12 protein-coding genes are annotated in these 13,183 nt (G+C 35.7%); 5 read left to right on the top strand and 7 right to left on the bottom strand.

The window, feature by feature from the left end; all coding sequences use genetic code 11:
* Positions 1-402 precede the first annotated feature (402 nt).
* Genes der through CSUIS19072_RS07935 form a run of 5 tightly spaced genes read left to right on the top strand, consistent with a single transcriptional unit; the run spans position 403 to position 6,929 of the window.
* Positions 403-1,788 (top strand): ribosome biogenesis GTPase Der, encoded by a 1,386-nt coding sequence (gene der, locus CSUIS19072_RS07955; RefSeq protein ID WP_086238125.1) that lies wholly within the window; start codon positions 403-405, stop codon positions 1,786-1,788.
* Positions 1,772-2,308: a shikimate kinase gene (locus CSUIS19072_RS07950; protein ID WP_086293845.1), complete on the top strand. Its 537-nt coding sequence runs from the start codon at positions 1,772-1,774 to the stop codon at positions 2,306-2,308. Before der ends, CSUIS19072_RS07950 begins: the two co-directional genes overlap by 17 nt.
* A gap of 3 nt (positions 2,309-2,311) precedes the next feature.
* A complete protein-coding gene (trpS, locus tag CSUIS19072_RS07945; protein ID WP_086242623.1) occupies positions 2,312-3,280 on the top strand; it encodes a tryptophan--tRNA ligase in 969 nt (322 codons plus the stop codon).
* Positions 3,281-3,289: 9 nt separating this feature from the next.
* Positions 3,290-4,534: a serine--tRNA ligase gene (gene serS, locus CSUIS19072_RS07940; protein WP_086293843.1), complete on the top strand. Its 1,245-nt coding sequence runs from the start codon at positions 3,290-3,292 to the stop codon at positions 4,532-4,534.
* A gap of 13 nt (positions 4,535-4,547) precedes the next feature.
* Positions 4,548-6,929: a hypothetical protein gene (locus CSUIS19072_RS07935; protein ID WP_086238116.1), complete on the top strand. Its 2,382-nt coding sequence runs from the start codon at positions 4,548-4,550 to the stop codon at positions 6,927-6,929.
* A 1-nt stretch (position 6,930) separates the two neighbouring features.
* On the opposite strand, the gene CSUIS19072_RS07930 is transcribed toward CSUIS19072_RS07935, so the two are convergent.
* Genes CSUIS19072_RS07930 through CSUIS19072_RS07900 form a run of 7 tightly spaced genes read right to left on the bottom strand, consistent with a single transcriptional unit; the run spans position 6,931 to position 12,900 of the window.
* A complete protein-coding gene (locus tag CSUIS19072_RS07930) occupies positions 6,931-8,145 on the bottom strand; it encodes a glutamate-5-semialdehyde dehydrogenase (RefSeq protein ID WP_086238114.1) in 1,215 nt (404 codons plus the stop codon).
* Positions 8,146-8,192: 47 nt separating this feature from the next.
* Positions 8,193-8,963 carry a TIGR02757 family protein gene (locus CSUIS19072_RS07925; protein WP_086238112.1) on the bottom strand — a complete coding sequence of 257 codons (771 nt, stop codon included), beginning with the start codon at positions 8,961-8,963 and terminating at the stop codon, positions 8,193-8,195.
* A complete protein-coding gene (gene flgK / locus CSUIS19072_RS07920) occupies positions 8,963-10,819 on the bottom strand; it encodes a flagellar hook-associated protein FlgK (protein WP_086238110.1) in 1,857 nt (618 codons plus the stop codon). Before flgK ends, CSUIS19072_RS07925 begins: the two co-directional genes overlap by 1 nt.
* 1 nt (position 10,820) lies before the next feature.
* A complete protein-coding gene (gene flgN / locus CSUIS19072_RS07915) occupies positions 10,821-11,267 on the bottom strand; it encodes a flagellar export chaperone FlgN (RefSeq protein ID WP_086238108.1) in 447 nt (148 codons plus the stop codon).
* 32 nt (positions 11,268-11,299) lie between these two features.
* Complete coding sequence (locus tag CSUIS19072_RS07910) at positions 11,300-11,500, bottom strand: flagellar biosynthesis anti-sigma factor FlgM (RefSeq protein ID WP_086293841.1); 201 nt, start codon at positions 11,498-11,500, stop codon at positions 11,300-11,302.
* A gap of 57 nt (positions 11,501-11,557) precedes the next feature.
* On the bottom strand, positions 11,558-11,851 hold the full coding sequence (locus CSUIS19072_RS07905; RefSeq protein WP_086238104.1) for a rod-binding protein: 294 nt from the start codon (positions 11,849-11,851) through the stop codon (positions 11,558-11,560).
* Entirely contained in the window at positions 11,851-12,900 is a 1,050-nt protein-coding gene (locus CSUIS19072_RS07900; RefSeq protein ID WP_086238103.1) for a flagellar basal body P-ring protein FlgI, read from the bottom strand. The genes CSUIS19072_RS07905 and CSUIS19072_RS07900 overlap by 1 nt, the downstream gene beginning before the upstream one ends.
* Positions 12,901-13,183: the final 283 nt, after the last annotated feature.

Below are 13,183 nucleotides of genomic sequence, written 5' to 3'. Positions count from 1 at the left end.
ATTGGGGGTTGTTAAGGGGGAAGGGTAAGGTAGCTTCGCTCTTATTTTTCGTAGCATCATTTAACTATCACGCTACTCATCTGCCAAAAAGCATCCCCCTTCCCACTTAAAAATAAATTCTTAACTTCGCACGGCAACAAGTCGCCGTTTGCGACAGGGAGTTACACTCCCTTGACCCACCTGAAGTCCCTACTGCGTAGGGTGACCCCTATTTGCTTCAAATTTGTTTTATAAAATCTGAGCGAAAGCTCAGCAACCTTGAAAGGCTTTTATAAAATTTTCGCTATAAAAATTATCAAATTTAATATTTAAAATCCAATTTTAATCTATTGAAAATTTAATTTTATAAATGCTTAATGCGCTTTTGGATATAATCTAGCCTAATCATTTCTAAGGAAACCTATGAAAGAAATAATACTAGTAGGCCGTCCAAATGTCGGTAAAAGCTCACTTTTTAACCGCTTAGCTAGACAAAGAATTGCTATAACTAGCGAAGTTAGTGGCACTACAAGAGATACAAATAAGACTGAAATTCAAATCAATGATAAAAGCTGTATATTAATAGATAGTGGCGGAATAGATGAGAGTAATGAGCTATTTATAAATGTCAAAAATAACACATTAAATGCTGCAAAATACGCCGATATCATAATCTTTATGGTAGATGGCAAGATGCTTCCTGATGATGTGGATAAAAGGTTATTTTACTCTTTATTAAAATTAAATAAGCCAATTGCGCTTGTGGTAAATAAAGTTGATAGCAAAAAAGATGAGGAGCGTAGCTGGGAGTTTAATGAATTTGGCGCTAGTGTGGTTTTTAATCTATCTGTAAGCCACGCTACTGGGGTTGATGAGCTTTGTGAGTGGATCTATAAGCAACTACCAAAATCAAATTTAAAAGCTGACGCTGATGAATTTGATGAGTTTTTAGAAGATTTTAATGATAATGGCGAGTTGGATTTAGACAATAAAGCTATAGATTATGAGAATAAAAATATAAAAGTTGGTATAGTCGGCCGTGTAAATGTAGGCAAATCAAGTCTATTAAACGCACTTGTAAATGATAATCGCTCAGTAGTAAGTAGCATAGCTGGGACTACGATTGATCCTGTCAATGAGAGTTTTGTCTATGATGGTAGGGTCTTTGAATTTGTCGATACTGCTGGGATTAGAAAGCGTGGCAAAATAGAAGGAATAGAGAAATACGCCCTAAATCGCACCCAAAAAATCTTAGAAGTAGCCGATATAGCTCTGCTTGTACTAGATGCGAGTGAGCCATTTACAGAGCTTGATGAGAGAATCGCTGGGCTAGTGGGGAAATTTGAGCTTGGTGTGATTATCGTGCTAAATAAATGGGATAAGGAGCATGATGAGTTTGATAAGGTCGCATTTGAGATTAGAGATAGATTTAAATTTCTAGCTTACGCCCCGATTATTAGTGTTTCAGCACTTGGTAAAAAGCGAATTCACAAGCTCTATCCACTCATAAAAGAGATATATCAAAACTACACTCAAAGGATTAAAACTTCAGAGCTAAACGCACTCATAGAAGAGGCTGTAAAAACCCATCCGATACCAAGAGATCATGGCAAGATTGTTAAGATTTTCTATGCGGCTCAGTTTGGATTTGCGCCACCAAAGATCGCTTTAGTGATGAATAAGCCTAGATCTTTACACTTTAGCTATAAAAGGTATTTGCTAAATAAGCTTAGAGAGAGATTTAGCTTAAATGGAACTCCAGTAGTTTTAATACCAAAAAATAAGGGCAAAAATGAGACAGACATATAAAAATATAATTTTAATCGGATTTATGGGCGTTGGCAAGGGTAGCGTAGCTAGGGTTTTAGCTCGTAAGTTAAGAGTTTTTGCTATTGATGGAGATGATTTGATAGAGAGCTTTGCTAATAAAAAGATTAGAAAAATCTTTGAAGATGATGGCGAGGCTGAGTTTAGAAAGATAGAAAAGAGCCTAGCTAAATTCTTAGAAAAATCTGTAAATGGCTCTGTTATATCCACTGGTGGGGGATTTTATAAGGTTAAAAATTTAAACAAAATTGGCACCGTAATCTACCTAAAATCAAGCTTTGATAAAATAATGGAGCGTATCGCAAATTCCCCAAATGCGGATAAAAAACTAGCCAAAAGACCGCTTTTAAGCGATTTATCTAAGGCTAAAGCCTTACACAAAGAGCGTGATGAGGCTTATGCTAAAAAGGCTGATTTGATCGTAAATGTGGAGGATAAAACTCCAGAACAAATAGCTACAAAAATCATAAAATTGCTAAATAAAAAGTATCTAAAAGGATAAAATTTGAGAACTCTAACAGGACTTCAACCATCTGGCAAACTCCACTTAGGCAACTACTTTGCTAGTATCAAGCCGATGATAGATAGGCAAAATAGTAGCGATGATGAGATGTTTATATTCATAGCTAATTACCACGCTATGACCTCTTTAAATGATGCTAAATCTCTCAAAGCCAACACTATAGAGGCCGCTGCTGCATTCTTATCACTTGGGATAGACCCTAATCGCTCTACATTTTGGGTTCAAAGCGATGTTAAAGATGTCTTAGAGCTATATTGGATACTATCTCAGCTTACACCAATGGGGCTAGTAGAGAGAGCTCACGCTTATAAAGATAAGGTCGCTAAGGGCTTAGAGGCTAATCATGGATTATTTAGCTACCCTATTTTGATGGCGGCTGATATTTTGCTTTTTAATGCTGATAAAATCCCTGTAGGAAAGGATCAAATCCAGCATGTAGAGATAGCACGAGATTTAGCACTTAAATTTAATAACACCTATAAAGAGATATTTACCCTACCTAAGGCTGATATAGCTCAAGATCTAGCCACCATACCAGGGACTGATGGGGCTAAAATGAGTAAGAGCTATAAAAATACAATTGATATATTTAGCGATGCTAAGACGCTTAAAAAGCAGTGTAATTCGGTTGTAACTAATAGCACTCCCCTTGAAGAGCCAAAAGATTGGCAAAGTTGTAATATTTATGCGATTGCTAGGCTATTTTTAAATGAAAAAGAGCTAGGAAATTTACAAGATAGATATGCTAAAGGTGGCGAAGGATATGGGCATTTTAAGGCGTATTTAAATGAGCTTGTGTGGAATTATTTCGCACCTGCTAGGGATAAATTTGATTACTATATGAATAACCAAAATGAGATTATAGAGATACTAAATGAAGGTGGCAAAAAGGCTCAAAAAATATCAAATGAAACGATGGAAAAAGTAAGAGATTTTGTAGGAATTTATTAAGGAAGGATTATGATAAATTTAAGATTGATAGAGACAAATTATGATGAATTTAATGCCAAATTAAAGGCTAAAAAGGTTGGTGATGGAGTGCTAGCTAAGCTTTTAGAAGCTTACAATAACCTTAAATCCAAAAGGCTTGAGCTAGAAAATATCCAAGCCATACAAAACGCAAAAAGCAAGGAACTTGGCATAAAAGCTAAAAATAAAGAGGATATAAGTGAGCTAAAAATGGAGCTTGAAGCTAATAAAAAAGATCTTCAAGCACTATCTGGCGTGGTAAATGAGCTAGAGTTAAATTTAGAAAAAATAGCCAAAAGCGTGCCAAATATCATAGATGATGATGTCCCACTAGGCAATGATGAAGATGATAATATCTGTATTTTAAATGTTTTAAGCCCAAGGGAATTTGACTTTACCCCCAAAGAGCACCACGAGCTAGGCGAAGCACTTGGGTGGCTGGACTTTGCTACTGGGGCTAAGATATCAGGAAGTAGATTTACAATTCTTAGAGGCGATGGGGCAAGACTCTCAAGAGCACTTGTAAATTTTATGATTGATTTTAATACAAGCCGTGGGTTTGAGCTTGTTAATGTGCCGTTTTTGGTGAGTTCCAACACACTTTATGGCACAGGTCAGCTACCTAAATTTGCTGAGGATTTATATAAAGTAGATGGAGAAGATCTATATCTCATCCCTACAAGCGAAGTGCCTGTAACAAATATATATAATGATGAGATTATACCAGCTGATAAACTACCTATTAAAATGACTTGCTACTCATCTTGCTTTAGACAAGAAGCTGGGAGTGCTGGTCGTGATACTAGGGGTATGATTAGGCAACATCAATTTGAAAAAGTAGAGCTAGTAGCCATCACTAAAGCTGATAAAAGCGATGAAATGCTAAGTGAGATGGTAAGCTGTGCTAGTGATATGCTAACTGCTCTTGGCTTACCGCACCGCCATATGATGCTATGTAGTGGAGATCTGGGCTTTAGTGCTGCTAAGACAATTGATTTAGAAGTGTGGCTACCAGGTCAAGGCAAATATAGGGAGATTAGCTCAATCTCAAATACTCGTGATTTTCAAGCTAGACGCGCTAAAATCAGATATAAAGATGATAAGAAAAATCTTTTAGCCCATACGCTAAATGGCTCTAGCCTTGCAGTTGGTAGAACGCTAATTGCCATAATGGAAAATTATCAAAATAGCGATGGCTCAATAACTATTCCAGAAGTTTTGAAAAAGTATTTCTAATTAGGAATTTAAAGTGGCAGATGAATTAACAGAGTTAGAACAAGATGGGCAAGAAGTAGTAATCCTAGATAAAGATGCGGATTCTAGCGATGATATTGTATCTATAGAATCCACAGAAGCACCCGCTCTAAATCCTACTACAGATGAGGATTTAAAAGATATAGAAGATAGTGATGATACGCCAAAATCTCAACTTAACAAAAGGCTAATAATTATAATAGTCTCTGGTTTATTGGCTCTAATTTTGTTAATTACTATTATTATATTCTCAAGCTCTAAAGAAGAAACCATTCAAACCCAGCCAAATTCGCAAAAAGATATAGAACCTATCACCATACCTACAATAACGCAAAAATTTCAAAATTCCAAAATCGATAGTATGCTAATCAAAGCCAATAAACTATACGAAAGTGGCAACAAAATCGAAGCACTCAAACTATATGAAAATATCGCACTATATAATGAATCTCTATCTAAATATAATCTTGGTGTATCTAAGATGAATCAAGGGCTATTTAAAGATGCTATTGAGACATTTAAAGAGGCCATTAGCAATAACGAAAATATCACAGTAAGTGCTATTAATATAGCAGTGTGTGCTTTGGAAATTGGCGATGAAGAGCTATTTAAATACTATATTGACTTAGCAAATGCCTTTATAAACAGAGATAGTGATGTAAATTTATATGAGTTTTATAATGCATTAGTGAGCTTTTACCGCGGATTTTATATAGAGGCTTTACACACTTTAGAGCTATCAAATTCAAAATATTACACCAGTCAAAAAGAGTATCTAAGATCAAAAATCCTAAGCTATCTCCACGAAGATAAAGAGGCGATTAAAGCCATTAAAGCCGCTCAAGACTATGATATAAACTTACCTCTTGGGCTTTTATACGCACGACTTGGCGAGTATAAAGAGGCTAAGCAGTATCTAAATAAAGCCCTAATAGATGAGAAAAACGCCCCATTAACCCATCTAGCCATATCTTTAATCGATCTTAAAACAGGGGAATTTGCCTCCACAGCTAAAATCTTAAAAATGCTAAATGATTATAACTCCACCTTTATACAAGATACATATCCTATTAAAACCATATTAAATCCAGAGCTATTTGATATAAATTTAGCACAAAAAAACTACGATACAAATAGATTTTTTAACCAAAATACCCTATATCAAATTCTATTTTATTTCACTCCATATAAGGCATTTGACCCTAAACAGACAATTGAGTATATCAGAAAAGGTGGATTAAGCCTATTTGTAGATGAAAATAGCGTAGCAGATGAGTATCTAAAAACTAGTGGAGCAGTATCCAAAGCCAACGCAATGCTATCTCAAGCCATATTCAAAGCACTTAATAATAATTTAAGAGAGGCAAATAGCGACTTTTTAGAGATTACAAAACTATACCCAAATCACTCAATTGTCCAATTCAATCTAGCTCTTACATTTGCTCAGCTTGGGGATTTTGCTCAAGCATACAAGCACTTTGTTACTAGCTATCATCTTGATCCGCTAAATTATATAGCTGGAGCCTACGCCATAATAACTGCTCAAATGATAAGCAAAGATTCAAGGCGTCTTACAAATGAAGTGCTAGATAATATAGAATTAGACCCAAATTTAGATCAAAATAATATCTATAAAGCTATGATTCAGCTCACTCAAGGCAATGAGAGTGCACTAAATAACTGGCTAGATCAAAACCGCAATGATAGTGTTCTAAATATCGTGTTTAACATAATTTCAGCCTATGTAACCAAAAGAAGTGAGATTATAGCTCCAGCTACTAGCAAGTTAAACGAAAAGCTACCAAATGATGTATTAACCAATATTATATACTCAGCTACTAGATTTGATACTAAAAATATTAAAAATTATGCTAAAGATATTCAAATCAAATTTCTAACAACAAAACTAGATAAAGGCGCGTTATATGGCGGCGCTTCTATCATAAGAAGTGAGTATATAAAGCTTTTACAAATTGCAGGGCTTTTACATAAAGAGCGTGAAAGCATCGTAGCTGATCTGAAAATCTCTACTAAAAATACTAAAGATATTTTATACACTTTAGCATATCTAGATCTATTCACAGGCCACTATGAAGAGTCTTACACCATATATAATGAGCTAATAAATAATGAAAATATAGATGACGCAAATACGCTATTTTTAGCCAGTGTAGCAAGCATTGGAGCCAATCACCCAGATAGTGCTATTGGTTATTTAGAACTTGCTAAACTCACCAATCCAACCTACAGCGAAGCTAGATTAGCCCTTGGGTTATTATATCAAGAAGTTGGAAATATAGAAGCTGCTATAACCCAGTATAATGGACTAGGCGATAGCGGATATAAAAGTGAGTTTTTCACTTTTAAATTAGAATAACCTACCTAATATGTCCCTCGCCCCTAATGATATACTTATATGTCGTTAGCTCATCAACGCCCACAGGGCCACGGGCGTGCATTTTCCCAGTGCTAATACCGATCTCCCCACCAAAGCCAAACTCGCCACCATCGCTAAATCTAGTTGAAGCATTCGCATACACACAAGCACTATCAACTAAGCTTAAAAATCTCTCACACGCACTATAATCATCGCTTACTATAGCTTCACTATGACCGCTACTATGCCTATCTATATGCTCTATAGCATCATCAAATCCACTTACTACCTTTAAATTTAGTTTAAAATCCAAATACTCATTATCATAGCTATCCTTGCTAGCCTCTTGGCACTCTATTATCTGATTAGCTCTTTTACAACCATAAATTATAACCCCAAATTTATCTAGCTGACTTTTTAATAGCGGTAAAAACTCACTCGCCAAATCTTCATCTACTAGCACACTCTCAGCAGCGTTACACACTCCAGGGCGTGAGCATTTGGCATTTATACATATATCTAAGGCTTTTTGGATATTTGCAAATTTATGTATATAGATATGGCAAACGCCTTTATCGTGCTTTAGCACAGGCACGCTGGAGTTAGAGCTTACAAATTTCACCAGCCCTTCGCCACCTCTTGGCACCACCAAATCCAGATATTTATCCATTTTGATAAAATCCAAAACCTCATCTCTGCTAATATCAAAATACTCAACACAACCGCCATACTCTTTTAAGCTATCTTTGATAATCTCCACAATAGCCAAATTTGTATTTATCGCCTCTTTCCCGCCTTTTAACGCACATCCATTAGCGCTTTTAATAGCTAAAGCCACAACTTCAGCCGTTACATTCGGGCGAGATTCATATATGATAGCAATCACTCCAAGCGGGACGCTGATTTTTTCTATTTTTAAGCCGTTTTTTGCTATCCAGCCATCTTTTATTTTGCCTATTGGATCTTTTAATAACGCTATATTTTTAATGCTTTTGGCTAAATTTTTTATGCGATTTTCATCTAATTTTAATCTATCTTGAAGTGCTAAGCTTAGATTCTTAGCATTTTGTAAATCTATAGCGTTGGCTTTTATAATCTTATCTATATTTTGCTCTATAGAATTAGCTATATTTTCTATTAAATTTGCTCTTTGATTTTGGTTTAAAATTTGTAATTTTTTGGTAGATTTTTTTAATTCTTGTAATCTTTTTTCCATAGCTCTGCCTAAATTTTTTTATCTATATTAGCAAGTTTTTATTAAATTTACCCTTTTATTCTCTCTAAAAATCTCTCCAAAGCACCACTTTGACCAATGCGATATAGAGCAAAATCATATTTAATCGGATCATTTGGGTCAAAAATCGCAAGATTATTGCTAATTTGCAAAGCGGCCTTATAATCATAGCTTTTTCTATCACAAAGCCCAATTGCTTGAGTAACTTTATGAGTGTGAGTATCAAGCGGTAAGATCAAATTTGATTTATCAATACTCTTAAAAACTCCAAGGTCAATATCCCTATCCCTTACCATCCATCTAAGCCACATATTATAGCGTTTATACGGGCTTTTTGGCTCATTTTCAAAAACCTTGCCAAAGAAAAACTCATACCCACTAGAGCGATAATTATTTAGCTGATATAATGACTTTATAAGCTCGTTTATACCATAAATTACCTTGCCATTTTGTGTATTACTATATATTATATACTCGAAATTTAACTCCCTAGCCCTAGACATAGTGATAAAAATCTGCGCTACATCAACGATATTTTGAAATCTATACAACCAGCCATTTTTAATCACAAAATCATAAATCTTGCTCTCGTCTAAATTTAAAATATCAAACTCCAAGCTATTTAAAAACTTCACAATCGCCCTAGCATTTCCATAGGCAAAAAGAGCGCAAATCAGCGTTTTAATTGGATCGTTTTTAAATTTCCTAGCCACTTGTAATGGATCAGCAGCACTATACAGGCCATCTATGCTATTTGCTCTAGCTAACTCATCATCTAAAGCTAGTTTAAGCCTATCCATCACTGCTTAATACTCAAAAGCGAATTAAGCATTTGATCTACCGTGGTGATGATTTTAGCTGCTGCTCCATAGCTACTTTGAAAGCGAATTAAATTTGATAGCTCCTCATCCATATTTACCCCGCTAATGCTTTGGTGCTGGGAATACACACTAGCATATAGCGATTGATTAGTTGTGTTTAGAGCTATTACAGATTCAGTTCTACTAGCTATATCAGAAGTTAAATAGCGATAATACCCAACGATACTCTCATTTTTCACACTACCATCTTTATTTACAAAGTCTATCTGTTTAGTTTGGAGCTGTATCATCTCATTTGCCATAGTGTTATCGCCATCGATTGGGGCTTTATTTCCTTTAATTTTTGAGCTATCAGCTCTTAGGCTTTGCTCTACTTGCATATTTGCTGCCTTATCCCCTTCAAAGAATTGACTCATACCAAACACACCAGCAAAATTAGTCCCATTATCCTCAATCGATATAGTATATTCACCCTCAGCTTGTTTAGGCAAAAATCCCAAATGCCCCATACCAGTTTTCTCATCATATGTATATATCGCTTCAAAGTAATCATCTAAGTCATTATTTAGGTTGTTATCATTATTCCCATCGACATTGGAGTTAAACTGCGATACGATCGAATTTCCTTGCCTTGTATCATTCATTGTAGTTGAAGCGTCGATATTTATCTGTTTTGTAGCGACAATATTTCCACTTGTATCATACACATTTACAGTAAAGCTACCATTTTTGATATATGAGCTATGATTTTGGAGTGGCTTTTCTGGTACCATATCCTTTAAATCCACACTTGTCATAGAGTTTTGTGCTGATAGGGCATAAATATTATTTGTATTTACTATCATAGTAGTAGCAAAGGTATCTAAATTATTTCTAAAATCCGTAATAGTCCCATCAGTTAAATTCCCATCTCCATCAAGATTTCTACCACGCATATCAAGCATCGCACCTAATTTACCATTGGTGATTTTGCTACTCATCTCTATTCTAGTCTCATCATTTAACTCATAATAAATAGTAGCAAATCCATCTTTTGAGCCTTGCGTATCTAACTTCAATGGATGGAAATTTGACCCTTCTACTATGGTAATGCCATCTATACTAAGAGTATAGTCCTTACCTTGGTCTGTCATACTGCCACCATATCTACTATCAGAGAGTATATCATTTTTAAAAGTTGATATATTTAGCAAATTTGCCATTGTAGATTCTAGTTGGTCGCGCTTATCTCTAAGGTCATTGGCATTGATTGTCCCGCCTTTAGTCTCTACTGCTTGAATTTGCTTATTTAAATCAGCGATTTGCTGACCAAGGCGGTTAATCTCATCAACTGCCAAAACTATATCATCATTGATTTTAGAGTGAATGCTCTCTAGCTGATAAGCTGTATCGTTTATCCTATTTGTTAGGGTTGTGGTGATATTTAATAAATTTGCCTTTTGGCTTGCTTCATATGAGTGAGAAGCAAAGTCATTCCACGCTTGATAGTAATTTTGTATATCATTTAATAAACCAGTATCTTGCAAATCTGGAAATCTCTGCGCTATCTCTTTTAAAACCTGCTCTTTATATGCCGTGCTCTCCTTATTTGAAGAGGCATTTTTAAGCTTAGTAAAAGTAAATTCATCGTGAATTCTAACAATTGTATCAACCTTAACCCCAAGCCCTATATCTCCAGGAGCCGAGTGTAACGGACTAGCAGCAGATTGAACAACCCTTTGCCTTGTATAGTAATCACTATTTACATTTGTGATATTATGGCCTGTTACTTGAATTTGAATTTGAGCTGCGTTCAGTCCGCTTACCCCAGTATATAAAGAATCGAAAATTCCCATATCAAACCCTTAATTTAAGTAGTTTTTCAGCATCTGCTAAGCTAGAGTTTTTACTATCTCCATATGAACTAGCCATATTTTGCGCTCCCATCATCGCTTTTAGCAAAGAGTCGTAAAATTCCTTGACTACCACTACAGATTTAGCATACTCCTTATTTACTTTATGAAGTCTCTCTAAAGAGCTTCGTAAATCGCCTAGCCTATCTTTTATCTCATCTGATAAAATACTAGCAAGATCTGTTCCACTACTAGCTTGTGCGAGTTTGATTAATTCGTTATCTAATTGCGATTTTGTCTTTTCAAATTTACGGACTAATTCATTTTTTTTCTTAGTGTGCTCATCTACAGATGAGTGGTCAGCTTTTTGAATGTTTTGTATATCTTGATTTGTGATTGAAATTAGCTCTTCAAGCTCTGCTATAGCTTCATCTAAGTATTGTTTTATCATATTTTGCTCCTTTTAACTCAAAGGAGCAAAAATTACATCAAAGAGTCGGCAATCTTCTTAGAAAGGGCGTCTATATCTACCTTATATTCGCCATTTTGTATCATCGCAGATAACTCTTTTATCTTGTTATTAGTGCTACTTTGAGTTTGTGTTATATCTTCGTTTTTCTTATTTTCGTTTTTTGGCGTTGCTATACTACTATATATACCACTTGCTTTTATAGAACCTATCATTATAAATCCTTTTTAGCTAATTTCATTTAAGCTAAATCGGAAAAATTCAGCTTTTATTTAGGCTCTGGCTTTTAAAAAATCATATAGCATTTGCGAAAATCCAAATCCACCGCTTAATGCCCTACTCATCGCATCATTATACATTGAGTTATAAATTTTATCTCCTGGGTCTTTTGGAAATAGTGGATTTTCATTTTTTAAGGCAATATCCAAAACCTCTTTAACCAAAAACGCCTCAAAAGCATCAGTTTGCTCCCTAAGTGCTGCGTCATCTATAGCTCTTTCTTTTCCTAAATTTTGCGTATTTGCTGCATCATATGCATTAAGCGCAACACTTGTATCTACTCTCATTATATCACCTCTACACCAGCGTGGATTGCTCCAGCTCGTTTTAAATTCTCAATAATAGCTATTATCTCTTTTGGGGTAGCACCTAGCTTATTTAACGCTCTTGTGATATTTGCCACCGTGGTATCCCTTTCATTTATCTTAATCATATTTGTATTGGTATTTATAGCTACATTACCTATATCTACATCGCCATCAGCCAAGGCAGCTGGATCAAATCCGCCATTATCAATCTGTATTGTGATAGCTCCATGCGAGATTATCACAGGCTCAACCTTGATATTTACCCCGCTAACTACCGTGCCAGTTCGCTCATCGATTATAATCTTATCTTCAGCCTTATAATCCATATCAATGTCAAGCACACTAGCTAAAAACTCAACCATACTAATCCTATCAGGCTTTGTCAAACTAATCGTCCTAGGGTCTAAAGCCACCGCAGATCCACCGCCAAATTTAGCTATAATCGCATTTTGCATATCAATCGCAGTTTGAAAGCTAGAGTTTTTTAAACTCAAATTCGCATTTGGCTTATTGTATATATCATACACAACCTCTTTTTCTACCAAAGCTCCACTTAATATAGTCGCAACCGTTGGGTGATTACCACCCTTTGCTGTAGAGCCACCAAGTGTCAAAGCCCCTTGTGCTAAAGCGTATATATCGCCATCAACGCCCTTTAACGCAGTTAGCAATAGCGTTCCACCAATTAAATTTTTCGCATCACCAATGGAGCTTACCGTTACATCTAAGCTATCGCCTTGACGGGCAAATGGTGGCAACTTCGCCGTTACCATAACCGCAGCTGTGTTTTTAGATTTAATATCATTTGGATTTATTTTGACATTTACCGTTTGAAGCATATTTGATAGCGATTGAATGGTAAATTCGCTACTACTACCATCGCCAGTGCCATTTAAACCAACTACCAAGCCATAGCCGATAAGTTGGTTTTCACGCACACCAACAACACTAGCTAAGTCTTTAATAACCGCCGCCTTAGCCGCCACCGCTATTAAAAGCCATAAAAGTGCGATCTTTAGAAGTTTCATACAAGCCCTTTATCTAAATTTTTACACTTTAAGCAATTATTATTCCTATTTTTACTTCGCAGCTGAGCTAAGCCCAGCTTTACGACAAGCCCCATCGGCTTGACCCCGCACTAAAGTCCCTACTTCGTAGGGTTACCCTTATTTTTAACTTCGCAAACTAGCCAAGCTAGTCTTTGCGATAAACTTTAGAAAAGTTTAATCAAACTAAAGTCCCCACAAGTGGGGTACCCCTTATTTTTAACTTCGCCACACGAGCTAAGCCCAGCTTTGCGACAATTTTTTT

The sequence above is a fragment of the Campylobacter sp. RM19072 genome (assembly GCF_024723485.1).
Classification (GTDB): domain Bacteria; phylum Campylobacterota; class Campylobacteria; order Campylobacterales; family Campylobacteraceae; genus Campylobacter; species Campylobacter porcelli.
The sequence above is the reverse complement of the archived record's forward strand: the minus strand, read 5'-3'. Positions and strand labels throughout refer to the sequence as shown.